The 24088-nt window shown below is 63.5% G+C and carries 21 protein-coding genes; 12 read left to right on the top strand and 9 right to left on the bottom strand.

All coding sequences use genetic code 11. The features are described from left to right. The first annotated feature begins 10 nt into the window (after positions 1-10). The 6 genes from QFZ91_RS11870 (at position 11) to QFZ91_RS11845 (ending at position 5888) form a co-directional block, all read left to right on the top strand. Positions 11-1033: an MraY family glycosyltransferase gene (locus QFZ91_RS11870; RefSeq protein WP_429567343.1), complete on the top strand. Its 1023-nt coding sequence runs from the start codon at positions 11-13 to the stop codon at positions 1031-1033. Between the two features lie 11 nt (positions 1034-1044). Continuing rightward, entirely contained in the window at positions 1045-2925 is a 1881-nt protein-coding gene (locus QFZ91_RS11865; RefSeq protein WP_176367702.1) for a polysaccharide biosynthesis protein, read from the top strand. 470 nt (positions 2926-3395) lie between these two features. After that, positions 3396-3914, top strand: coding sequence for a DUF2778 domain-containing protein (locus tag QFZ91_RS11860; protein ID WP_429567342.1), 519 nt, complete (start codon positions 3396-3398; stop codon positions 3912-3914). Further along, complete coding sequence (locus tag QFZ91_RS11855) at positions 3895-4149, top strand: hypothetical protein (RefSeq protein WP_176121100.1); 255 nt, start codon at positions 3895-3897, stop codon at positions 4147-4149. The genes QFZ91_RS11860 and QFZ91_RS11855 overlap by 20 nt, the downstream gene beginning before the upstream one ends. Before the next feature lie 448 nt (positions 4150-4597). Further along, positions 4598-4855, top strand: coding sequence for a hypothetical protein (locus QFZ91_RS11850; protein WP_429567341.1), 258 nt, complete (start codon positions 4598-4600; stop codon positions 4853-4855). A gap of 583 nt (positions 4856-5438) precedes the next feature. Then, on the top strand, positions 5439-5888 hold the full coding sequence (locus QFZ91_RS11845) for a DUF3828 domain-containing protein (RefSeq protein ID WP_176379143.1): 450 nt from the start codon (positions 5439-5441) through the stop codon (positions 5886-5888). A gap of 80 nt (positions 5889-5968) precedes the next feature. Here the strand turns inward: QFZ91_RS11845 and QFZ91_RS11840 are convergent, their stop codons facing one another. Continuing rightward, a complete protein-coding gene (locus QFZ91_RS11840) occupies positions 5969-7069 on the bottom strand; it encodes a glycosyltransferase (RefSeq protein ID WP_368611310.1) in 1101 nt (366 codons plus the stop codon). Between the two features lie 249 nt (positions 7070-7318). On the opposite strand from QFZ91_RS11840, the gene QFZ91_RS11835 reads away from it, so the two are divergent. Both QFZ91_RS11835 and QFZ91_RS11830 read left to right on the top strand, forming a co-directional pair. Further along, positions 7319-8884, top strand: a complete 1566-nt coding sequence (locus tag QFZ91_RS11835; protein WP_429567340.1) for a methyl-accepting chemotaxis protein — start codon at positions 7319-7321, stop codon at positions 8882-8884. 104 nt (positions 8885-8988) lie between these two features. Further along, on the top strand, positions 8989-10542 hold the full coding sequence (locus tag QFZ91_RS11830; protein ID WP_429567339.1) for a hypothetical protein: 1554 nt from the start codon (positions 8989-8991) through the stop codon (positions 10540-10542). Between the two features lie 79 nt (positions 10543-10621). Here the strand turns inward: QFZ91_RS11830 and galE are convergent, their stop codons facing one another. The 4 genes from galE to QFZ91_RS11810 form a co-directional block, all read right to left on the bottom strand. Next, complete coding sequence (gene galE / locus QFZ91_RS11825) at positions 10622-11644, bottom strand: UDP-glucose 4-epimerase GalE (protein ID WP_176379146.1); 1023 nt, start codon at positions 11642-11644, stop codon at positions 10622-10624. Between the two features lie 13 nt (positions 11645-11657). Further along, positions 11658-12806 carry a glycosyltransferase family 4 protein gene (locus tag QFZ91_RS11820; protein WP_429567338.1) on the bottom strand — a complete coding sequence of 383 codons (1149 nt, stop codon included), beginning with the start codon at positions 12804-12806 and terminating at the stop codon, positions 11658-11660. 119 nt (positions 12807-12925) lie between these two features. Beyond that, the gene (locus tag QFZ91_RS11815; protein ID WP_429567337.1) at positions 12926-13756 is read right to left on the bottom strand and encodes a glycosyltransferase; all 831 of its coding nucleotides are present in this window, start codon (positions 13754-13756) and stop codon (positions 12926-12928) included. Continuing rightward, positions 13753-15015 carry an oligosaccharide flippase family protein gene (locus tag QFZ91_RS11810; RefSeq protein WP_429567336.1) on the bottom strand — a complete coding sequence of 421 codons (1263 nt, stop codon included), beginning with the start codon at positions 15013-15015 and terminating at the stop codon, positions 13753-13755. The genes QFZ91_RS11815 and QFZ91_RS11810 overlap by 4 nt, the downstream gene beginning before the upstream one ends. Before the next feature lie 328 nt (positions 15016-15343). Between QFZ91_RS11810 and QFZ91_RS11805 the strand changes: the two genes are divergently transcribed. The 4 genes from QFZ91_RS11805 to waaA all read left to right on the top strand — a co-directional run bounded on the left by QFZ91_RS11805 (position 15344) and on the right by waaA (position 20290). Next, positions 15344-16738: a phosphomannomutase/phosphoglucomutase gene (locus QFZ91_RS11805; protein WP_176109359.1), complete on the top strand. Its 1395-nt coding sequence runs from the start codon at positions 15344-15346 to the stop codon at positions 16736-16738. Positions 16739-16972: 234 nt separating this feature from the next. Next, the gene (waaC, locus tag QFZ91_RS11800) at positions 16973-17914 is read left to right on the top strand and encodes a lipopolysaccharide heptosyltransferase I (protein ID WP_255208741.1); all 942 of its coding nucleotides are present in this window, start codon (positions 16973-16975) and stop codon (positions 17912-17914) included. 80 nt (positions 17915-17994) lie between these two features. Further along, positions 17995-18879: a Kdo hydroxylase family protein gene (locus QFZ91_RS11795; protein ID WP_429567335.1), complete on the top strand. Its 885-nt coding sequence runs from the start codon at positions 17995-17997 to the stop codon at positions 18877-18879. A gap of 97 nt (positions 18880-18976) precedes the next feature. Continuing rightward, positions 18977-20290, top strand: coding sequence for a lipid IV(A) 3-deoxy-D-manno-octulosonic acid transferase (gene waaA / locus QFZ91_RS11790; protein WP_429567334.1), 1314 nt, complete (start codon positions 18977-18979; stop codon positions 20288-20290). 55 nt (positions 20291-20345) lie between these two features. Here the strand turns inward: waaA and ureG are convergent, their stop codons facing one another. Genes ureG through ureC form a run of 4 tightly spaced genes read right to left on the bottom strand, consistent with a single transcriptional unit; the run spans position 20346 to position 24013 of the window. Beyond that, positions 20346-21008, bottom strand: coding sequence for an urease accessory protein UreG (gene ureG / locus QFZ91_RS11785; protein WP_429567333.1), 663 nt, complete (start codon positions 21006-21008; stop codon positions 20346-20348). A gap of 20 nt (positions 21009-21028) precedes the next feature. After that, on the bottom strand, positions 21029-21709 hold the full coding sequence (locus QFZ91_RS11780) for an urease accessory protein UreF (protein ID WP_429568629.1): 681 nt from the start codon (positions 21707-21709) through the stop codon (positions 21029-21031). Next, entirely contained in the window at positions 21696-22304 is a 609-nt protein-coding gene (gene ureE, locus QFZ91_RS11775; RefSeq protein ID WP_429567332.1) for an urease accessory protein UreE, read from the bottom strand. Before ureE ends, QFZ91_RS11780 begins: the two co-directional genes overlap by 14 nt. Before the next feature lie 2 nt (positions 22305-22306). After that, positions 22307-24013: an urease subunit alpha gene (gene ureC, locus QFZ91_RS11770; RefSeq protein ID WP_429567331.1), complete on the bottom strand. Its 1707-nt coding sequence runs from the start codon at positions 24011-24013 to the stop codon at positions 22307-22309. Positions 24014-24088 lie beyond the last annotated feature (75 nt).

Below are 24088 nucleotides of genomic sequence, written 5' to 3'. Positions count from 1 at the left end.
GCTATCGACGATGCCGCTCGCCGCACATTCCGCCTCTTCCGTCGTCTCTCTACTGCCGTGGGGCGTCGCCGCGCTGGCCGCCTGCGCGGCGATCCTGTGGACGCTGCTGCGCACCGGCCTCGCGTGGCGGCTCGCCACCGACATCCCCAACGACCGCTCGCTGCACACGCGTCCGACGCCGCGCGTCGGCGGCTGGGGCATCGTGCCGGTCGTAGTGTTGCTGATCGCGCTCGCGGCTCCGTCGCTGTGGCTGCCCGCGCTTGCCGCGGCGTTGCTCGCGGCGCTTTCGCAGATCGACGATCGCCGCGGCCTGCCCGCACGGGTGCGCTTCGGCGGCCATGCGGCGGCGGTGGCGGCGCTGATCGCCGTCTATCCAGCCGACGTGCCGTGGTGGGCGCTCGCGTGCATGGCGGTCCTACTCGTGTGGCTCGTCAATCTCTACAACTTCATGGACGGCTCGGACGGCCTCGCGGGCGGCATGGCGCTGTTCGGCTTTGGCGGCTACGCGGTGGCCGCCTCGCTGTCGGCGCATGCGGACCCGGCGCTCGCGACGGCGAGCCTGATCGTCGCGGGCGCGGCCGCGGGCTTTCTGCTGTTCAACTTTCACCCAGCGCGCATCTTTCTCGGCGACGCCGGCTCGATCCCGCTCGGCTTTCTGGCCGGCGCGCTCGGCTATTGGGGGTGGCGCGAGGGCGTGTGGCCGGTATGGTTTCCGGCGCTGTGCTTTGCGCCATTTATTGGCGATGCGTCGGTCACGCTGCTCAAGCGCCTGCTGCGCGGTGAAAAATTTTGGCAGGCGCATCGTGAACACTACTATCAAAGACTGGTGCAGTCGGGTTTGGGGCACGCATCGACCGCGTGGATTTGGTACTTGTTCATGGTGGCGGGCATAATGCTTGCTCTCTGGGCGCTACAATTCGCTCCTATGTATCAATGGCTGGTTGTCGTCGCATGGGCTGCCGTGCTGGTCATAGCAGGGCTGTGTATTGATCGCCGCTGGCGGCGCCATGTGTCCCGTTCCGGGCCAATCTGAGGTTCTGCGCAATGAAAAGCTTCAAAGCCAGATGGCTTTCGTTCAGTGCGTTTGCGTTCGACCTGTGCGCGGTGGCCATGGCCTGGATGCTGGCCTATGTGATCCGGTTCAACGGACCGGTGCCCGCGCCGTTCTGGTCGAGCGGGCTGCATGCACTCGTGTGGGTGCTGCTGATCTACGCGGTGATGTTTCGCAGCTACGGCCTCTATCGCGGCATGTGGGTGTTCGCGAGCCTGCCCGATCTCGTGCGGATCGCGAAAGCGATCGGCGTCGGCGCGCTCGTCGTCGTGATCGGCTCGGCGCTGTTGCAGCCCGCGCCGGTCGTGCCGCGCTCGGTGCTGATCGTGTCGCCGATGCTGCTGTTCCTGACCATGGGCGGCTCACGCGCGCTGTATCGCGCGGCCAAGGAGTTCTATCGCTACGGCGGGCTGGTCGGCCAGGGCAAGCCGGTGCTCGTGCTTGGCGCGGGCAATGCCGGCGCGAACCTCGTGCGCGAGCTGAAGCGCTCGGGCCAATGGCGCCTCGTCGGTCTGCTCGACGACGATCCGATCAAGCAGGGCCGTGAAATCTATGGCTATCGCGTGGTTGGCGCGATCAGCGATCTGCAGAAAATCTGCACGGAGCTGAAGGTCGAGCACGTGATCATCGCGGTGCCGTCGGCGTCGGTGGAAGCGCATCGGCGCATCGCCACGCTGTGCGTGCGCGCCGGCGTACGCGCGATGACGCTGCCCGCGCTCACGCCGCTCACGCAAGGCCAGGCATTCCTGTCGCGGGTGCGGCAGATCGATCTCGAAGACCTGCTCGGCCGCGACCCGGTGACGATCGACACCGAGCACGTCGCCGCGCTGCTGAAGAACCGCGTCGTGATGGTGACGGGCGCGGGCGGCTCGATCGGCTCGGAGCTGTGCCGGCAGATTCTGCGCTTCGGTCCGGTGCAACTGGTCGCGTTCGACATCTCCGAGTTCTCGATCTATCGCCTGAACGAAGAGCTGCGCGACAAGTATCCGGAAGTGTCGGTGGTGCCGCTCGTCGGCGACGTGAAGGATTCGCTGCTGCTCGATCAGGTGATGGCGCGCTACTGTCCGCACATCGTTTTTCATGCGGCGGCCTACAAGCACGTGCCGTTGATGGAAGAGGTCAACACGTGGCAGGCGGTGCGCAACAACGTGCTCGGCACGTACCGCGTCGCGCGCGCGGCGATCCGCCACGACGTCGCGCATTTCGTGCTGATCTCGACCGACAAGGCCGTCAACCCGACCAACGTGATGGGCGCGAGCAAGCGGCTCGCGGAGATGGCGTGCTCGGCTCTGCAGCAGCAGGGCGCGCGGCGCACGCAGTTCGAGACCGTTCGCTTCGGCAACGTGCTCGGCAGCGCGGGCAGCGTGATTCCCAAGTTCCAGGAGCAGATCGCGCGCGGCGGCCCGGTGACGGTCACGCATCCGGAAATCACGCGGTTCTTCATGACGATTCCGGAGGCGTCGCAGCTCGTGTTGCAGGCGTCGAGCATGGGGCGCGGCGGCGAGATTTTCATTCTCGACATGGGCAAGCCGGTGCGTATCGCCGATCTCGCGCACGATCTGATCCGTCTGTACGGCTTCACCGAAGAGCAGATTCGCGTCGTGTTCACGGGTTTGCGCCCCGGCGAGAAGCTTTACGAGGAACTGCTCGCCGACGACGAAACCACCACGCGCACGCCGCACCCGAAGCTGCGCATCGCGCAGGCGCGCGAGGTGCCGGACAGCCTGATCGACAACCTGCTGCCGTGGCTGATGCAGCACCGCGTGCCGGCCGACGATGAAGTGCGGCGCGATCTGCGGCGCTGGGTGCCGGAGTATCTGCCGGCGACGGCGACGACGCTGCGTAGTGTGGCGCCGGCGACGCGGGTGTCGTAGGCGGTTCGCTGTCGCGAGTCGTCGGCGTAGTCGAAGCATTGAATCTGTAACCGCGAATGCGGGTCGTTCGACCCGTTGAAATTGGCCGTTGGATGTTTATCGATAAGAGCCCCTGCAGACCTGCTGGGGCTTTTTTATTTTTTGCCCATCAGAGTAGACGACCATCGCGCACGACCGCGCTTTTCGGAGTTGTCTGAAGCGTGCGCCCGGCACATACACCTAGCATTGAACCGTCGCCGCCCAGTATGTCAGCCCACTGAGGTGGCGGCTCTGTTGGCTCTTTTATCTGTGATGCAAATGTTTTGCGCGCCCTCGAGGCGCGCTTTTTTGTCCAGGCAAAAGAGGCGGCAAATCCGGAATCGACTTGTAGGGCGCCAGTCGCACGCGTGCTTGCGGTCAAGGCTCACCAACGGGAGGAACCTATGCAGGACGCAATGACCTACGGCCAGCGCAATCAGGAGGCGTGACACATGGCCTACACCGGCAAATTTCTCGTGAATAACGAGCCACTATCACCGCTCATCATTTCTGGCATTGGAACGTTCAACGCTTATTCGGGTGACCGGCAATACCGCAATCGGGGCGGCTGCACGGCGGTGCCCAACAAGGGGCCGATTCCCGCCGGCAAATACTGGATCGTTGACCGTCCGACTGGCGGCATACGTTCCAAGGCTCGGGCGTGGTTGGCAGATGAATGGAATGCCTCCCGGGGAAAGCCGACATATCACGCTGAATGGTTCGCCCTGTATCGGGATGACGGGAGCATTGATGACTTTACATGGGTCAATGGTGTCAAGCGCGGGCATTTCCGGCTACATCCGGCAGGCGGTGACGGCGTATCACTTGGTTGTATTACACTGCCGAGCCGTACGGATTTCCTGAAAATCCGTAACTCACTGCTGCACACCATGACGACTCCTGCCGGCAATTCGGGGCTTCGCGCCTATGGAACAATCGAGGTCATCACGCATGGCAACACTTGTCCGTAGGCTGTTCAAGATTGGGCTATTCATTTCGTTGTTCCTGCTGTCGATTCGCTATGTCCCGCCAAATAATGTGTGGACAGAAAGCGAGTCGAACGCATATTGGGCGGCTTCTGATTGGCTCGGTGTTCAGGACCCTAGGGACTTCTATTTCGTGTTCTGGGTGACTATCGAACTGATCGTGGCGGCGCTGGCGTATGTGGCGATCATGAAGCTATGGCGGTGCTATCGTATGAAGTAGACGAAAGCCTTGGGCGCGGGGCTCTTTTTTGGCCCTCAGAGTTGACGACCAACGCGCGCGCGCCGGCTTTTCGGAGTTGGCTGAAGCCTTCGCCCGGCACATATATGTAGCATTGAACCGCCGCCGCCCAGTATGTCATTCCCGCTGAGGTGGCGGCTCTGTTGGCTCTTTTATCTGTGATGCAAATGTTTTGCGCGCCCCTGAGGCGCGCTTTTTTTGTCCAGGTGAAAGAGGCGGCAAAACCGGAATCGAGCTGTAGCGCGCCAGCGGCACGCGTGCTTACGGTCAAGGCTCACCAACGGGAGGAACCTATGCAGGACCCAATGACTTACGGTCAGCGCAATCAGGAGGCGTGACACATGGCCTACACCGGCAAATTTCTCGTGAATAACGATTCCCGCGCGCACTTCGGGGCTTCGCGCCTACGGAACAATTGAGGTCATCACATATGGCAATACTTGCCCGTGGGGTGTTCAAGGTCGCGCTGTTCATTGGCCTGTTCTATCTCTCCCTTCTCTATGTCCGTCCATACCCCTATGAATGGACAGAAAGCGAGTCACGCGCACGGTTTGCTGCTTCGAGCCGGCTTGGTGTCCGCGACCCCGAAGATTTGTATTACCTGGTGTGGATAACGATTGAACTGATCGCGGCGGCACTGGCGTATATGGCGATCATGAAGCTATGGCGGTGGTATCGCACGAAGTAGACGAAAGCCCGGCGACGGGCTCTCTTTTGCCCATCAGAGTTGACGACCATCACGCACGACCCGGCTTTTCGGAGATGGCTGAAGCCTGCGCTCGGCACATACACCTAGCATTGAACCATCGCCGCCCGGTATGTCCCCACGACATCGAAGATCAGTGTTGCAAAAACGGGGGTGTCCTAGCGGCATTCTTCACTCTTTAAGGGAACCGATATGACGTATAACGGGAGCTTGGCTGCAAATTTCGCGTATAGCAACGCTAAGGGACACAGCACGCAGAATTGCGCGAAATTTGTTCGGCAGGCGATTCAATGGGGCGGCGTCACCGTTGCGCCAACCAACAGCGCAAAGGACTATGGCTCACACCTTGTTCAAGCGGGGCTTTACGAGGTTTCCGGGCCTGCGCGTAAAGGTGATGTCATCGTGATACAAGCCATCAGTAGGCATCCACATGGACACATGGCGATCTTCGATGGGTCGATCTGGATATCCGACTTCAGGCAGCGGTCCCGTCCAGATGGATTTTATCCCGGTCCAGACTACCGAACCACAAGGCCCTCATACAAGATCTATCGCCACGACTGACATGCACATCAAGCGCTTTCTTTCAGTTCTCGCGCTGTTGGCCTTCGTCTTTTGGCAATCGGCGTTTTCCGCTACCACGCAAACGACGCCGGAAGGGCAAGCAAAGGCGTTTTATTCGTGGTACATCAAGTTAGGTGCAAACCTGACGTTTCCATTGCTTGACGAAGGAATCTTTGAGTACGTGGCGAAAGATACAGTCAGCAAGCTACGAGACGACTATGAACACGACAGGTTGCCCGGCGATAGTGACTACTTTCTTAAGGTGCAAGATGAAGATGAGAATGATTGGCTCGCCCACATTACAGTTCATCCTGCAGTGATGTTAGGCCATGTCGCGGTCGTGCCTGTTACGTTCGGTTCGAAGGACAAATTGAGCGTGATTGTGTTCATGCGCAATTTTGGTGGCATCTGGAAAATAACGAAGGTTGACGACATATCCGACCTTCCCTAGTCGGAGGTGAGCGACTAGTTAGAACAGCCGTGTGAGGTCGCACGGTTTTTTTATCGCGTGCATTAATGAATTTCGAGGAATTACCGCTTCCCCTTCCTCACCACCATCCACCTCGGCGACTTGAACCGCACGATGCTCACGTAAAGCCACACATAAGTCGCCGCAAATACGACAACGAAGCAGAACAGATGCAGCGTGTGCCGCCAGAACAGCGTCGCCGGCACGACCGCGATCAGGCACAGCAGCCACAGGTACGGCGACGTCAGCGAGTTGCGGCGCGTCAGCTCGCGCGCGGTGCGCGCGCCGACCGCCCAGCGCATCAGCCGCTTGTAGACCAGCATATGCAGATGCACGCCGTCCGGAATGCCCGGCGACATGCCGCGAATGAACTTCTTGCGGTAGATCGAGAAGCAGGTCTCGAAGATCGGGTACATGAAGAGCAGCACCGGATACCACGCGGATACGTCGCGATTGCGCATCACGAGCAGGATCGACAGCTCGGCGAGCATGAAGCCGATGAAGTACGCGCCGCCGTCGCCGAGAAAAATCAGCCCTGCCGGGAAGTTCCAGATGAAGAAGCCGAGCACCGCGCCCATCATCATGAACGACGCCGACAGCACGACCGGGTCGTGCACCTGGAACGCCACATACGCGAGCGACGCGAACATCATGAACGCGACCATCGACGCGAGGCCGTTGAAGCCGTCGATGATATTGATCGCGTTGGCGAGCGCCGCGACCGCGAGCACCGTGACCACGAACGAGATCGCCGCATATGACAGCAGAAAGTCGAGCGGCGGCACGCTGATGCGCGTGACCGCGATGTCGAGAAAGAACCAGGCGAGGGCGGCGGCCGCCATCGTGCAGACGAGGCGTACGAGCGGCGACACGCGCTTGGTCAGATCCTCGACGAGCCCCGAGCCGAACGCCGGCATGCCGCACGCGATCAACCCGAGAATGCTGCCCGACACGGCCGGATACGCACGATGCAATTGCACCGCGGCGGCGAGCAGCCCGAGCAGAATCCCGGTCCCGCCGATGCGCGGCACCGGACGCACATGGAATTTCTGCACGCCGGCCAGATCGGTATCGGTCGAAAATTTTTCATGCAGATGCGCATAGCGCACGATCAACAGCGTGATCAGCAGAGAGACGAGAAAGCCGAGCGCAAAACTAAGCATGAAAATGGGCCTGAGCGAAGACGCGGAATTATACAAACGAAACGCACGGCGGCCGGCGCGCGGCAGGGACGCAAAGCTTTCAGAAGGGCCAGCAGGAATATCCCAGATAGCGAGATCGAGGCGGTCCTCAGAGGCCCGTCAGCACTCGCTCCTCATGGATTCCCCCTATGCGCCGCACGCGCGCCGCAACCGTAAACCTGGATGCGACGAAGTGTCAGTCGCGCGCAACAAAGGCGTTCCGGAGACCCAATGCTAAACAACATCACAATTCGCGGCGGACTGACGCTCGTGATCAGCGTATTCGTCGCCTTCCTGCTGACAGTCATCGCTGTCGGATACGGTGCGCTGAAGCTCGCCAACGACAGCCTCGACGACACGCAGCGCAGCGAGGTCGCGCTGTCGCATCTGAAGGCGAGTTCCGAGAAGCTTCTCCAGGTGCAACTCGCGCTGGGCACCTATCAGACGTTGTTCAGTATCGGCAAGCAGACCGACGATCTGCTGCCGGCCGCGCACAAGGTGCTGGTCGAATCGAACGACGACTTCCACAACTACATGGCCGGCCCGTTCGCGAGCGACGCCGAGCGCAAGCTCGCGCACAGCGTCGGCGAAGCGCGCGCGGCGCTCGTCGACAAGGCGCTCGAACCGGAATTCAAGGCACTGACCGACTTCGACTTCAACACCTTCCGTACCATCCAGGGGGATACCGCGAACAGCCTGTACGCGTCTTACTCGAAGGCGATCGACGCGCTCGAAAAAGCGCAGATGGACAATCAGCATCAGCAGGCCGCGACCGGCGCGCGCCGCTTCCAGCTGGCGACAGTGCTGTTCGGCGCGATCGCGGTGATCGCGCTCGTGATTGCCGTGGGCGCGCGCGTCGCGTTGTCGTCGGCGCTGATCAAGCCGGTCAACGCGACGGTCAAGCACTTCGAGCGCATCGCGGCCGGTGACCTGAGCGTCGCGATCAAGGTGAAATCGCGCAACGAGATGGGTCAGCTGCTCGGCGCGCTGACGCGGATGCGCGACGGCCTCGTCGAAACGGTCAGCAAGGTGCGCGGCAGCACGAGCGCGATCACGCAGGGCGCGAACGAGATCGCGTCGGGCAATGCCGATCTGTCGGCGCGCACCGAGCAGCAGGCGGCCGCGCTGCAGGAGACCGCGGCGAGCATGGAGCAGCTGTCGGCGACCGTGAAGCAGAACGCCGACAACGCGAAGCAGGCGAACCGCCTCGCGCACGGCGCGCTCGATACGGTCACGCGCGGCGGCAAGGTGGTGTCGCGCGTGACGGAGACGATGGACGGCATCAGCGATTCATCGCGCAAGGTCACCGAGATCATCGGCATGATCGAGGGGATCGCGTTCCAGACCAACATCCTCGCACTGAACGCGGCCGTCGAAGCGGCTCGCGCGGGTGAGCAGGGCCGCGGCTTCGCGGTGGTCGCCTCGGAAGTGCGCAGCCTCGCGCAGCGCTCCGGCGCGGCGGCCAAGGAGATCAAGGAGCTGATCGGCGAGTCGGCGGCGAAGGTCGAGGAAGGTGCGTCGCTGGTGTCGGATGCGCAGAAGACGATTCAGGAAGCGATGAAGGCCGTCGAGCGTGTGACCGGCGTGATGAGCGAGATCGAGGCGTCGGCACTCGAACAGAGCGACGGCATCGAGCAGGTCAACAAGGCGGTGTCGCAGATCGACGAGGTCACCCAGCACAACGCGGCGCTCGTCGAGCAGGCGGCGGCCGCGGCGAAGTCGCTGGAGGAGCAGGCCGTCATTCTGAAGGATGCCATTGCCGTGTTCCGGCTCGAAGAGTCGGGGGCGGCAGCTTAGTTTCCGGCCGGAAGAAATGCGTGGCTGTCGATGACATAGCGCGCCGACAGCTACCTTAGAATCCTGTTTTCCATCTGGTTGGACAAAACGAAAACAGGCGTTCGATGCTCAAAGGGTTGGCAGCGTTCGTTATTTCGGCGCTCTGTGTCTGGCTGTTCATCATCGTGTTCGGTCAAACCTTTCCGTCGGCGCAATTGCACGAGGTCGGAGACTTTGCGGCGAACTCGTTGCTGATCGACGACGCAAAGCATCTGAAGCTGCTCGTCGGACATTACTCGCGCGTGGGGTTCAATCATCCTGGTCCTGCGCTTCTTTACGCGCTTGCCGCGGGCGAGATCGTATTTTTCGACCTGACGCACGCGGTCGCGGCGCCGTTTTCCGGTCAGATCCTTGCCGTTGCGCTGCTTTCCGCTTTCTGGATCGCGGCAATCGGGACGCTTTTGATCAGGATGCAGCAGGCGACGAGGGGCGCCACCGCGGCAGCCGTCGTCACCACGGCCCTATTCGTTGGTGTCACCGCTTACATCAACTACCAGGCCTTCGCGGGTCCCTGGTTCCCGCATCTCTACTACTTTGCTTTTGCGGCGTTCACGGTGTCCGTAGCCGCATTGATCATGGGACGCGCAGACGGGCTGATGCTCCTTGCCGTAAGCCTTGGATTTTTGCTGAACGGTCATGCTTCTTTTCTGGGTATGACGGCCGTCATGCTGGGGTGCGCGCTGATAGCCAATACCTGGATTTCCGTCAGATCGGGTTCCAGTGAAACCTGGGTCTTGAGCCGGCAATTCCTCGCAGGCAATGGTCGAACGATTGCCGTTGCACTGGCCATTGTGGTGCTTTTCCTCATTCCTCTCGCGATCCAGACGATCCTTCATTTTCCCGGACCGCTCGCTGAATATGCCGCTTTTAGCCATGTCCACCGAGCGAATCGTTTAGTGGACGCCGCGCGCTTCGCCGGAGTTTTCTGGAGTAACGGACTCTTCGGCATTTTGCTGGGCGCCGCGGCTTGTGCTGTGCTCGTGACGAACGACCCTGCGCGCGACAATGAAAGCCGCGTCGCGCCTGAGCGTGCATTGTCGCTGGCGCTAGCGAGCGCGACAGTCGCCTTCGTCTTTTATGCCGCTTTCGGCGTCGACGATCTTTCGCTGACCTATGTCGGAATTTTCTACTACGTCGTTCCTGCTCTGGCGCTGACGTTGCTGGTCAAGCGCTTCCTCGACAATGTCACAGCGGCGACCGTGCCCGTTGCCGTGATCGTTTGTGTGATCGTGGCGGCTTTCACGGCGATCCGGATTCATCAGCCGCCGGAAAACGTTTCCCAGTACGACGATCCGCGAATTCCGGCTGCTTACTCGACTATCCGCAATCTCGATGTGGGGAGCGGAATCGCGGTCTTCGACCTCGATGGATCCGCGGATTGGGAACGGCTGTGGCCAATTCTGGTGGGCATCGAAGCGTACGCGAAGCGTCAGGGCAGTGTGCCGTTTTGCATCGCGCAAAACTGGCAGCTCGTGTTCACTCGAGCGGCGCGCTGCACGCCTGACGAAATGCGAGGCGCCCACAGGCGTTTTCTGGTGTCGGCGGTGCCGAAGGAAGGATTGACCGGTGCGTTGAGCGTTGCCGGCTTGTATTTTTATCCGCGCGAATCCGCGCAGTAGGCGAGCAAACGGCGACGGGATCCGCGTTATGCGAATGCCGCCGTCGTTTTTTATCCCAACGCGATGGCGCCGAAGCGCTTCAAGCAAACCCCTGCGGATTCGTCGACTGCCAGCGCCAGTGGTCCGCGCACATGCGATCGATACCGAACTGCGCGCGCCAGCCGATGATCTTCTCGGCCGCGCTCGGGTCCGCGAAACACTGCGCGACGTCGCCCGGGCGGCGCGCGACGATCTCGTACGGCACCGGTCGGCCCGACGCCTTCTCGAACGAGCGCACCACGTCGAGCACGCTGTAGCCCTGGCCCGTGCCCAGATTGACGACGAAGCTCGCATCGCGCTCGACGAGCGCATCGAGCGCGGCGAGATGCCCGCGCGCGAGATCGACCACGTGGATGTAATCGCGCACGCCGGTGCCGTCGGGCGTCTCGTAGTCGCCGCCGAACACGCGCAGCTTTTCGAGCTTGCCGACCGCGACCTGCGCGACGTACGGCATCAGGTTGTTCGGAATGCCGGCCGGATCTTCGCCGATCAGGCCGCTCTCATGCGCGCCGACCGGATTGAAGTAGCGCAGCGTCGCGATGCGCCACGACGGGTCCGACACTTCCAGATCGCGCAAGATCTGCTCGGCGATCAGCTTTGACTGACCATACGGATTGGTTGCCGACAGCGGGAACGATTCGTCGATCGGCGAGCTTTTCGGCACGCCGTACACCGTGGCCGACGAACTGAACACGAACTGCTTGACGTTGCGATCGCGCATCACGCCGAGCAGCGTCAGCAGGCTGCCGACGTTGTTCGCGTAATACTCGATCGGCTTCGCGACCGATTCGCCGACCGCTTTCAGCGCCGCGAAATGGATCGCGCCGGTGATCGGATGCGCATCGAAAATGCGCTGCAGCGCGGCTGCGTCGCGCGCGTCGTTGTCATAGAAGCTCACCGCACGGCCGGTTATTTGCTCGACGCGCCGCAACGATTCGCGCTTGCTATTCACGAGGTTGTCGATCACCACGACGTCGTAGCCGCCGTTCAGCAGTTCGACGCAGGTGTGCGAGCCGATGAAACCCGCGCCGCCGGTTACCAGAATCGTGCCCTTCGTGGTCATGCTGTTGCTCCCATTAAAGTAAAACACCCGTGATTTTCTGGACCAGGTCTTTATACGTTTCGACGACCATGCGTTCGTCGAATTCGGTCGCGACTTTCTGCCGGCCGCGTTCCGCCATCGCACGCCGCTCCGCGTCGCTCATATCGAGCATGCGCGCGAGACTCGCGGCGAGGCTCTGCGCATTGCGCGCTTCGCACAACAAGCCGTTGACACCGTCGGCCACTACCTCGCGGCAGCCGGGCACGTCGGTCGCGACGATCGGCCGGCCCATCGCCGACGCTTCCATCAGCGTGCGCGGCACGCCTTCGCGATATGACGGCAGCACCACGCAATCGGCATCGGCGATGAACGGCCGCACGTCGTGCGCTTCGCCCAGATATTCGATCACGCGCTCCTGTTCCCACGCGGCGACTTCGTCGCGCGTGATCGCGCTCGGATTGTCGACGCCTACCGGCCCGAGCAACTGGAAGCGCGCTTGGGGATAGCGCGCGCGCAATTGCCGCGCGGCCTCGACGTATTCGCCGACGCCCTTGTCCCACAGCAGCCGCCCGATCAGCACGAAGCGAAACTCCGCCCGAGCGCGCAGCGGCGTGAACGCGAACTGTTCGAGATCGACGCCCTCGCCGTGCAACAGCCGCGCGCGCTCGGGATGCGCGAGCAGCTTGCCGTCGATGAACGCGGCCTGATCGTCGCGATTCAGGAACCACACTTCACGCGGAAAGCGGAATGCGAAACGATACAGCCTTTTAGCAATCTGCGCGGCGCGGCTGTGCTGTATGAACACATAGCCGAGCCCGGTGGTGACCGCCACCGACTGCACGCCAGCCAGCTTCGCCGCGATCGAGCCGTAGATGTTCGGCTTGATCGTGTAGTGAAACACCACATGCGGACGGATCGTCCTGTACTGCCGATAGAGCGCGAAGAGCGTGCGCAGATCTTCGCCCGGACTCGTGCCCTTGGACGCCATCGGCAGCTCGATGCAACGGCAGCCCATCGCGGCGAGCAGCTCGAACGTGCGGTCGCGCGGCGCAAGCACCGTCACATCGACCCCGCGCCCGATCAGTGTGCGGATCAGCCCTTGCCGATACGTATAGATTGCCCAGGCCGTGTTGCAGACGAGTGTAATGCGCAGCGCGGGCGTCGACTTGAAAGAGGGCTTCATGCGAAAAAGGGCACGGCGTTGAATGAAGTGTGGACCAGTGATACGAAAACAGCGCCGTATGCAGCGGCGCGAAGCTCAGCGAACCAGGCGGCAGCGACAGCGCTCACACGCGGCGCGCCTCAACGGCTCGCGCGCGGCGTGAGCAGCGCGCGCTTGACCCGCTGCAACGTGCGATAAGGCAGCAGCAGATGCGACAGATTCTTCGCGAGGCCCAGCCAGTCGTATGGATTGGCCACGTTGAAATAGCGCAACTGCAAACGCAGCGTCGAAGCGATCTGCCGGCGCCGCTTCGTCGCGCTGATGCCGCCTTCGTTCAGCTCATAGAAAAGGCCGAGCTCCGGCAGATTCGCGCAGTCGTAGCGTTCCATCAGACGTAAGAACAGATCGAGGTCCTCGGCCGAAGGATACGCGGCGCGGTAGTTGCCGACTGTGCGGACGGCATCGATACGCAGCATCATCGACGGATGCGCGAGGCACGAGCGGAAAAAGCGCTGGCGCCGAATTACATAGGGCTCGGCCGGCGGCGTCAGCATGAAAAGCGGCTCGCCCGCACGCGTGACGACCTGGGTCCACATGCCGAGGCCCGCCACGTTCGGATGCGCTCCCATGAACGCGCGCTGCTTCGCGAGCCGCTGGGGCACCGCGCGATCGCCCGCGTCGATGCGCGCCGCAAAACGAAAGCCCCGCTGCGCGAGCGCATCGATGCCGGTTTGCAGCGCGCGCTCGATGCCGCTGTTGCGCGCCATGCGCAGCACTTCGATCTTCAGGTTCGGCAGCGTAGGCGCGACGATCGGCGGTGTGCTGCCGTCATCGACGATCAAAACGTGCACCAGCGCACTTTCTTCAAACGACGCGAGCGTAGAATCGACGTCCGCCTGGCCGTTGTAGGCGGGCATCAGCACCGCGACGTCGTCGAGCGTGGTTTGCGCGGTGGCGGATGAATTCGTCATGGGCGCAATTTGAAACGGATGTAATAAAGATTAACCGAGGCGGCCGCCAGATAGCCGGCCGCGAGGCCGACGAGCGCGCCATACGCGCCGAGTCGCGGGATCGCCAATAGATTGACGGCGAACGCGACGGCGAGCGCGAGCAGCCACTTCGCCAGCAACACGAACTTGGCCTGATACTTGAGCACGATCAGATTGCCGATCGCCTCGATACCGGCGGGCACCGACAGCCACACGGCCCAGCGGAAGATCTCGATCGCGCCTTCGAAATCCGGCCCGAACACACGTCGGATGATGAAGCCCGCGAGCAGATCGAGCACGAACGCGCCGCCCACCATCAGCACGGCGGTCAGCGCGGTGAGCCGCCACATGTTGCGGCGCAGTTGCGCGATGCCTTGCACGCGGTAGACGAAGGCGGGCGCAATGGTTTGCGCGAGCATCAGCGCGAGCGTGATCCAGTTTTCATTCAACTGCTGGGCGGCCGAGTAGCGTCCGAGGTCGGCGAACGAAATCGCGCGCTCGAGCATCAGCCGGTCGAGCTTCAGGAACAGATACATACAGATGAGCCCGAGCCAGAATACCGTGCCCGCGCTCGCGAAGTGCTTGAAGAGCGAACGTTCGACATGCCAGCCCAGCCTGCCGCCATGCCGGCGCATGAAATAGAGCAACAGCACCGCGCCGATCGCCGCCGATTCGAGCGCCCACAGCCAGCCGAAACGCGCGGGCGCGGCCGTCGCGCGCACCAGCAGATAGACGAGACCGGCCTTGATCACAGCGGTGCTCATGCTGGTCAGCAACTGCGGCTTGCTGTAGGTCATGCTTTGCAGCCACGCGTTGATCACGCCGACGAACGGCTCGCGAAACAGCATCGTGAGCGCGAGGCCGGCGAGCATCGCGCCGACGAGCGGCTCGAAGAAATGCAGCGCAATGCCGAGCCACGTGAGCAGCAGCGCGACGGCCGAGACGGAGAAACGCAACGCGAACGCGCTGCCGAGTACGGTACCGAGTTGTTCGGGCGGCCGGTTGACGATGGTCGGTACGAGGATTTCCGCGCCGCACACCCATGTGATCGGCGACAGCACCAGCAGCAGCGTGTTCGCGTACTGCCATTTGCCGAACGTATCGGGTCCGAAGTAACGCGCGAGGATGCCGCTGATCACGATTGCCACGCCGATCTGCGTGAGCCGTTCGAGACCCAGCCAGACGATGTTCGTAAACGCGCGCGTGACGTCGGGATTGGCGAAGCGCTTGAGTGTCAGCATCCGTTGGCCGCTCGCCACTGCGCGTCGGTCAAGCCACCTCGTGCGGCCATGCATGCGGCGCTATGCGCGTTCGCCCGCCCGGCCGGCAGCCACGGCAACTTTACAAAGGGAGGGCGTCTAAGCATTAGAATGGCGTTATTCAGGCTGGTCAGAAGAACGCAATTATAAGTTGGAACCGGACCGCTTCCGGCAAGGGCGCAACGAGGCGTGATAACGCGGTTTTTTAACGCGCGTATTACGGTGGTTTTTAATGCGATTTTTTCCGCGTTTTTACCGGTTATCGTCTGTGCGCAGGTCAAAATTTTCCATTGCACGCAAGTGAGCCAACATGATCTCCAAATCGATTTTCAAGGCGTATGACATTCGTGGCGTGATTGGCAAGACGCTCGACGCGGACGCCGCGCGTTCCATCGGTCGCGCCTTCGGCAGCGAAGTGCGCGCGCAGGGCGGCGACGCGGTCGTGGTCGCGCGCGACGGGCGCCTGTCGGGCCCCGAACTGATCGGCGCGCTGTCCGACGGCCTACGTGCGGCCGGCGTCGACGTAGTGAACGTGGGTATGGTGCCCACGCCGGTCGGCTACTTCGCGGCGAGCGTACCGTTGAAGCTCGCGGGCGGCGAGCGCCGGGTCGACTCGTGCATCGTCGTGACCGGTAGCCATAATCCGCCGGACTACAACGGCTTCAAGATGGTGCTGCGCGGCGCGGCCATTTACGGCGAGCAGATCCTCGCGCTGCATCAGCGCATCGTCGACGAGAACTTCGCCGATGGTAACGGCAGCTACACCGAATACGACATCGCCGACGCGTATCTCGAGCGCATCGCGAGCGACGTGAAGCTCGCGCGTCCGATCAAGATCGTCGTCGATACCGGCAACGGCGTGGCCGGTGCGCTCGCACCGAAGCTGTTCAAAAAGCTCGGTTGCGAACTGGTCGAGCTGTTCACCGAAGTCGACGGCAACTTCCCGAATCACCACCCGGACCCGGCGCACCCGGAGAACCTCGAAGACGTGATTCGCGCGCTGAAGGAAACCGATGCGGAAATCGGCTTCGCGTTCGACGGCGACGGCGACCGCCTGGGCGTCGTCACCAAGGATGGCCAGATCATCTACCCGGACCGTCAGCTGATGCTGTTCGCCGAAGAAGTGCTATCGCGCAACAAGGGCGCGCAGATCATCTACGACGTAAAGTGCACGCGCAATCTCGCGAAGTGGGTCAAGGACAAGGGCGGCGAGCCGCTGATGTGGAAGACCGGCCACTCGCTCGTGAAGGCGAAGCTGCGCGAAACCGGCGCGCCGCTGGCCGGTGAAATGAGCGGACACGTGTTCTTCAAGGACCGCTGGTATGGTTTCGACGACGGCCTGTACACCGGCGCGCGTCTGCTCGAGATCCTCACGCGCGTCGCCGACCCGAGCAAGCTGCTGAACTCGCTGCCGAACTCGCACTCCACGCCCGAGCTGCAACTGAAGCTCGAGGAAGGCGAAAACTTCGAGCTGATCGCGCGTTTGCAGCAGAACGCCAAGTTCACCGGCGCGGACAACGTCGTGAAGATCGACGGTCTGCGCGTCGAGTATCCCGACGGATTCGGCCTCGCGCGTTCGTCGAATACGACGCCGGTCGTCGTGATGCGTTTCGAAGCCGACAACGACGCGGCGCTCAAGCGCATCCAGGACGACTTCCGCCGCGTGATTCTCGCGGAGAAGGCCGATGCGAAACTGCCGTTCTGACGGCTGATGCGGCGGCGCGCTTCGAAATTCGTCAAGACGGATCGAAGCTCGCCGCTACCGAACGCGGCGCGGGTTGCCTTACCGCGCCGCGTTTTTCATGTCTTTGATATCCGACGCGCTAGAATTGCGGTCCTTTCAACGCATCTTCGAGCCGGATAGCCGGTTTTCCCACTCTTGAGCGCGCAAAAGATACTCATCGTGAGGGTGTCGTCACTGGGCGACGTCGTTCACAACATGCCCGTAATCGCCGACATCCGGCGCCGCCATCCCGACGCGCAGATCGACTGGCTCGTCGAGGAGAGCTTCGTCGGGCTCGTGGAGCTCGTGAGCGGCGTGCGGCGCGCGATTCCAGTGTCGCTGCGGCGCTGGCGCAAGCGCATCCTGTCCGTCGACAACTGGCGCGAGATCGGCGCGTTTCGTCGCGCGCTCGCCGCCGAGCACTACGATCTGGTGATCGACTGCCAGGGGCTCATCAAGACCGCGTGGGTCGCTAGCATGGCGCGCGGACCTCTCGTTGGCCTCGGCAATCGCACCGACGGCGCCGGCTACGAATGGCCGGTGCGCTTCTTCTACGGGCGGCGCGTGCCGATCGCGCCACGCACGCACGTGGTCGAACGCACGCGGCAACTGGTGGCCGCGGCGCTGAACGATCCGCCGCCGCAACCCACCGACGACATCGACTTCGGTCTCGATACGGGCCGTGCCGCGCTCGCGCTGTCTCAAGCCAATCTGAATCTGCCGGTGCCGTACGTGGTGTTCGTGCACGCGACTTCGCGCGCCGACAAGCAGTGGCCCGACGCCGCGTGGATCGAACTCGGGCAAACGCTGGTGCGGCGCGGCGCGTCGATCGTGCTGCCGTGGGGCGGCGACGCCGAGCGCGCGACCAGCGAGCGGCTCGCGAAGGAATTCGGCGCGGCCGCGATCGTGCCGCCGAAGCTGTCGCTGCCGGCGGTGGTCGGGCTGATCGATGGCGCGGCCGCGACGGTCGGGGTCGACACAGGTCTGGTCCACATCGCGGCGGCGCTGAAGCGGCCTACGGTCGAGTTGTACAATTTCTCGACCGCGTGGCGCACCGGCGGCTACTGGTCGCCGAACGTCGTCAATCTCGGCGCGGCCGGTCAGCCGCCCACGCTGCAGCAGGTCAAGTCGGCGCTGGCCGCGTTTGGTTTGCTGTAACCCGGGCCGGCAGTCATCAGCACGGGCTGTCACCCGCCGGTGCGCTTCGCCTTGCGCACCCTCCGTTCCCAAGGGCGATCATGAACGAAACCCAGATCATCGAAGTAGCGAACGCCGACTGGCACGGCTGCAACCTGTCCGTGCCGCGCGAGACGCTGCTCGCCGGCGTCGAGCGCGGCAAGGTGCTGTACTTCCCGAACCTGCGCTTCGCGATCGACGGTGGCGAGCAGGCGTTGCTCGATCCCGCGATCGCCGATCCGAACCGCAAGAACATCAGCCTCGAACCGAACGGCGGCGCGTTGCATGGCGTGGCCGGCGATGCGGTCACTCAATCGGCGGTGCGCGCGTTGATCGCGCGTTATCAGGCGAATGCGCGCACGCTCGTCGACGGGCTCTTTCCCGAGTACAACGGCAAATTGCGCGTCGCGCCGACGAGCCTGCGGCTGCATCAGGTCGAGACGCGCGAAACCTCGTGGCGCAAGGACGACAGCCGTCTGCACGTCGACGCGTTTCCGTCGCGGCCTAACTACGGCGAGCGCATCCTGCGCGTGTTCACCAACGTGAACCCGCATGGCGTGCCGCGCGTGTGGCGCGTCGGCGAGCCGTTCGAGGACATGGCGCAGCGCTTCCTGCCGCGCATCAAGCCGCAGATGCCGGGCTCCGCGTGGCTGCTGAACCTGCTGCATGTGACGAAGTCGCCGCGCAGCGAATACGACCATCTGATGCTCAATCTGCACGACAGCATGAAGGCCGACCTCGACTATCAGAAGACGAGTCCGCAAGAGACCATGCCGTTTCCGCCGGGCAGCGTGTGGGTGTGCTTCTCCGACCAGACCTCGCACGCGGTGATGTCCGGCCAGTTCATGCTGGAGCAAACTTTCTTCCTGCCGGTGAAGGCGATGGCGCAGCCGGAATGCGCGCCGCTCGGCATTCTCGAGCGCCTGAAGGGCAGGGCGCTGGTTTGAGCGCGGCGGTCGATTCGAGGGCCGGGCAGGTGCCGGCCCGCATCGCGCGTATCAGCGCCGTGGACTTTGCGACGAAGACGAACCACGCGGAGCGCCGATGCTAAGAGCGATCTATCGCGCGCTCTGGTGGCTGATCGCGCCGCTTGCCGTGCTGCGCCTGTTGATCCGTTCGCGCAAGGAGCGCGGTTATCGCGAGCATATCGGCGAGCGCTTCGGTTATTCGCGTGGACGCTTGCCCGAAGACAACGCGCCGTTGATCTGGGTGCATGCGGTGTCGGTTGGCGAGACGCGCGCCGCCCAGCCGCTGATCGATGCGCTGATGAAGGCGCGCCCCGACGCTCGCATTCTGCTCACGCACATGACGCCGAGCGGCCGCGCGACCGGCGGCGAAATTTTCGGCGACCGCGTGTTGCGCAGCTATCTACCGTACGACATGCCGCATGCGGTACGGCGCTTCCTGCGCGCGTGGCGGCCGTCGCTCGGTCTCGTGATGGAAACCGAGGTATGGCCGACCTTGATCGACGAATGCCGGCGCGCCGACGTGCCGCTCGTGCTGACCAATGCGCGGATGTCGGCGCGTTCGTTCAAGCGCGCGGCGAAGTTCGGCGGCGCGACGAAGGACGTGTTCGGCGGCTTCGCGCGCGTGCTCGCGCAGAGCCCGTCCGATGCCGAGCGGCTGACCTCGCTCGGCGCGCGCAACGTCGCGGTGCTCGGCAACCTCAAGTTCGACATGAGCACGCCGCCCGAACTCGCGGCGCGCGGCCACGCGTGGCGCGCGGCGATCGGCACGCGGCCCGTGTGGGTCGCGGCGAGCACGCGCGAGGGCGAAGAGGCGCTGGTGCTCGACGCGTTCGCGGCGCTCGGCGTCGACGATGCGCTGCTGATTCTGGTGCCGCGTCACCCGCAACGCTTCAATGAAGTCGCGGCGCTCGTCGAGAAGGCGGGGTTGCGGCTCGAACGCCGATCGAACTGGGCACCAGATGCGAAGGTCGCGTCGGCCGCGCGCATCGCTGACGATGGCGTGCCACCGCTGCCACGCGACGTGAACGTGCTGCTCGGCGATTCGATGGGCGAGTTGGGCGCTTACTACGCGGCGTCGGATCTTGCGTTCATCGGCGGCAGTCTGCTGCCGCTCGGCGGACAGAACCTGATCGAAGCGTGCGCGGTCGGCGTGCCGGTGCTGATCGGGCCACACGTTTTCAACTTCACGCAGGCCACCGCCGATGCGGTCGCGGCCGGTGCCGCCGTGCAGGTGCAGGACCCGGCCGATCTGGCGCGCGCGCTGCGCGAGCTGTTCGGCGACAAGTCGCGGCGGCTCGCGATGGGCGGTGCGGCTGCCGCGTTTGCGGCGAGGCATCGCGGGGCGACGGCGAGGACGGTCGATGTGTTGGCGGCGTTGTTGCCGGAGTAGGGATTAGCGGCGTGGCGTGCAAAGACGACACCACGAGCATTCCCAATCCCTCCCTTCACACCTTCAACAACCCCTTCTTTTCAATAAATTTCACCACTTCGTCGAGCCCTTCGAGCGCCTTCAGATTGCACATCACGAAGGGCCGCTCGCCGCGCATCTTCTTCGCATCCGACGCCATCACATCGAGGTTTGCGCCCACCAGCGGCGCGAGATCGGTCTTGTTGATCACGAGCAGATCCGACTTCGTGATGCCGGGGCCGCCCTTGCGCGGAATCTTCTCGCCGCCCGCAACATCGATCACGTAGATCGTCAGGTCCGACAGCTCCGGGCTGAAGGTTGCCGCGAGATTGTCGCCACCCGATTCGATGAACACGATGTCCGCGTCCGGAAAACGCGTGAGCATGCGCTCGACCGCTTCGAGGTTGATCGACGCGTCCTCGCGGATCGCCGTGTGCGGGCAGCCGCCCGTCTCGACACCCATGATGCGCTCGGCCGGCAGCGCGCCCGCGACGGTCAGCAGACGCTGATCCTCTTTCGTATAGATGTCGTTCGTGATCGCGACGAGGTCGTACTGGTCGCGCATCGCCTTGCACAGCATTTCGAGCAGCGTGGTCTTGCCCGAGCCGACCGGGCCGCCGACGCCCACGCGCAGCGGCGGCAGTTTCTTCGTGCGGGTCTGGTTCGCGGTATGAGAGGCCGGATGATGATGTGCGTTCATGATGGATCGTGGAAATCGTGTTACGAGCGGAAGAGCCGCGAATACTGCGACTCGTGGCGCGCCGACAGAATGCCGAGCTGCGGTGCGAATGTGTTGAGGCCGTCACGCGAAATGGCGAGCGCACGCGCGACGGCTGCGTCGATTGGTTCGCGCAGCGCGACGATGATGCGCTGTCCCGCGAGCTGGCCGAGCGGCACCGCCTTCAACGCGGCGGCGGCCTGGTTCTCGACCCAGCTGAACGCGTAGGAGGCGAGCGCGGCATCGGTGGACGCATCGTGCGCGTAGGCGGCGAATGCGAACGCGCTCGGCAGCGCGAGCGGCGCGAGCGACGCGAGCGTTTCGCGCCTCGCCGCATCGCCCCATTCGAGCGACACGCACAACTGCCGCAGCGACCAACCCATCTGCTCGGGTTCGCGGCGCAGTTCGGCGGACTCGCGGCTCGCGAGGAATTCGGCGTTGGCGTCGGCGAGTTCCACGGCGTCGTGCGTGCGCCAGCGTTCGATCTGCTGCGCGAGGAACGGCAACTCGCCGCGCGCGAGCACGTCAGTCAGCCCGCACTCGATCCACGTGCGCGCGGAGTCGGCGTCGGTGATGAGTTGCGCTTCGATCGCCGCCTCGAGACCCTGCGAATAGCTGAACGCGCCGATCGGCAGCGCCGGCGACGCGAGATGCAGCAGCGCGGTGAGCTCAGCGATGCGCATGGTCATGCGAGTGGTGCCCATGTCCGCACGATTCGTCGTGCACGTGGTCATGGTCGTGGTCGTGCGAGTGCTCATGCCCATGATGGTCACCGAACACCTGCTGCGCGATCGCATAGTCCTCGGCGAACGTCTCGTCGTGCCCATGCTTGTGCCCGCCGCCATATGCACCGGCCTCAGGGTGGAACGGCAGCGACACCTGCTCGAGCGTCGCGCCGATGCGCTCGAGCATGTCGGCGAGCACCGGATCGTCTTCGAGCTTCAGATAATCGGCGCCCACTTCGACCGGCGTATGACGATTGCCGAGGTGATACGCGGCGCGCGTCAACGTCAACGCGTCCGAAGCGCGTACCACAAGCACGGCTTCGTCAGCAGCGACGACACGCACGAGCCCGCCATCATCGGCGACGAGCACGTCGCCATCGCGCAGCACGGTGCCGCGCGGCAACAGCAAGGCGATTTCCTCGCCGTTATCGAGCGTCGCGGCAAGACGGCTCTTGCGACGTTCATCGAACGCGAGCGTCAATGTCGGCGCTCGCTTGACGAGTACGGGCGCAATCTTCAGATGCGGCGCGAGAAGTTTGTTCAGTGTACGCATGGTCAGAACAGGAAATAGCGTTGCGCCATCGGCAGCACGGTGGCCGGATCGCAGGTCAGCAGCTGGCCGTCGGCGATCACCTGATAGGTTTCCGGATCGACGCTGATGTTCGGGCGCCACGCGTTGTGAATCATGTCGGCCTTCGTCACGCTGCGGCAGTTCTTCACCGCGACGATGCGCTTTTCCAAACCATAGCGTGCGGCGACGTTCGCATCGGCGGCGAGTTGCGACACGAAGGTCAGCGACGTGCGACCCAGCGCGCCACCGCGCGTCGCGAACATCTCGCGATAATGCACGGGCTGCGGCGTCGGAATCGATGCATTCGGATCCCCCATCTGCGCCATCGCGATCATGCCGCCCTTCAGGATCAGCGACGGCTTGATGCCGAAAAAAGCCGGCTCCCAGAACACCAGATCGGCCCACTTGCCAGGCTCGATCGAGCCGACCTCATGCGCGATGCCGTGCGTGATCGCCGGATTGATCGTGTACTTCGCGACGTAGCGCTTCGCGCGGAAATTGTCGCGACGCGCGTTGTCCTCGGGCAGCGCGCCGCGTTGCACCTTCATCTTGTGCGCGGTCTGCCACGTGCGGATGATCACTTCGCCGACGCGGCCCATCGCCTGCGAATCCGAAGATAGCATCGAAAGCGCGCCGAGATCGTGCAGGATGTCCTCGGCCGCGATCGTCTCGCGGCGAATCCGCGATTCGGCGAACGCGATGTCTTCCGCAATCGACGGATCGAGGTGATGGCACACCATCAGCATGTCGAGATGCTCGTCGAGCGTGTTGACCGTGTACGGCCGTGTCGGATTCGTCGACGACGGCAGCACGTTCGCTTCGCCGCACACCTTGATGATGTCCGGCGCGTGGCCGCCGCCCGCGCCTTCGGTGTGATAGGTGTGGATCGTGCGGCCCTTGAACGCTGCAACGGTCGTTTCGACGAAGCCCGCTTCGTTCAGCGTATCGGTGTGGATCGCGACCTGCGTGTCGGTATCGTCGGCGACGGAAAGACAGTTGTCGATCGCCGCGGGTGTCGTGCCCCAGTCCTCGTGCAGCTTCAGGCCGATCGCGCCAGCGGCGATCTGTTCGGTCAGCGGTGCCGGCTGGCTCACGTTGCCCTTGCCGAGAAAGCCGAGATTCATCGGATAACCATCGGCCGCTTGCAGCATGCGTTCGAGATGCCACGGCCCCGGCGTGCAGGTCGTCGCATTCGTGCCGGTCGCGGGGCCGGTGCCACCGCCGAGCATCGTCGTCACGCCGCTCGCGAGCGCTTCCTCGATCTGCTGCGGGCTGATGAAGTGGATGTGCGTATCGATGCCGCCCGCGGTCACGATCAGCCCTTCGCCCGCGATCACTTCGGTGGCCGCGCCAATCGCGATCGTCACGTTGGGCTGAATGTCGGGATTGCCGGCCTTGCCGATCGCCGCGATGCGGCCGTCCTTGATGCCGATGTCGGCCTTCACGATGCCCCAGTGATCGAGGATCACCGCATTCGTCACGACGGTATCCACGACCTCGGCATGCACGCGCTGCGACTGGCCCATGCCGTCGCGAATCACCTTGCCGCCGCCGAACTTGACCTCTTCGCCGTAGGTCGTGAAGTCGCGCTCGATCTCGATCAGCAGTTCGGTGTCGGCGAGGCGCACGCGGTCGCCGGTGCTGGGGCCGAACATCTCCGCGTACGCGCGGCGGCCAATGCGTAGTGTCATGGTGTGGGTCCGGAGTGAGCTACAGGCGGGCTACAAGCAACGCATGGCGGAGCAGGGCGGTCGAAACGCCAGGGG

This window comes from Paraburkholderia sp. JPY419, from assembly GCF_050435705.1.
GTDB lineage: Bacteria > Pseudomonadota > Gammaproteobacteria > Burkholderiales > Burkholderiaceae > Paraburkholderia > Paraburkholderia youngii.
Note: the sequence above shows the minus strand (reverse complement) of the source record. Positions and strands in the feature narration are given on the sequence as shown.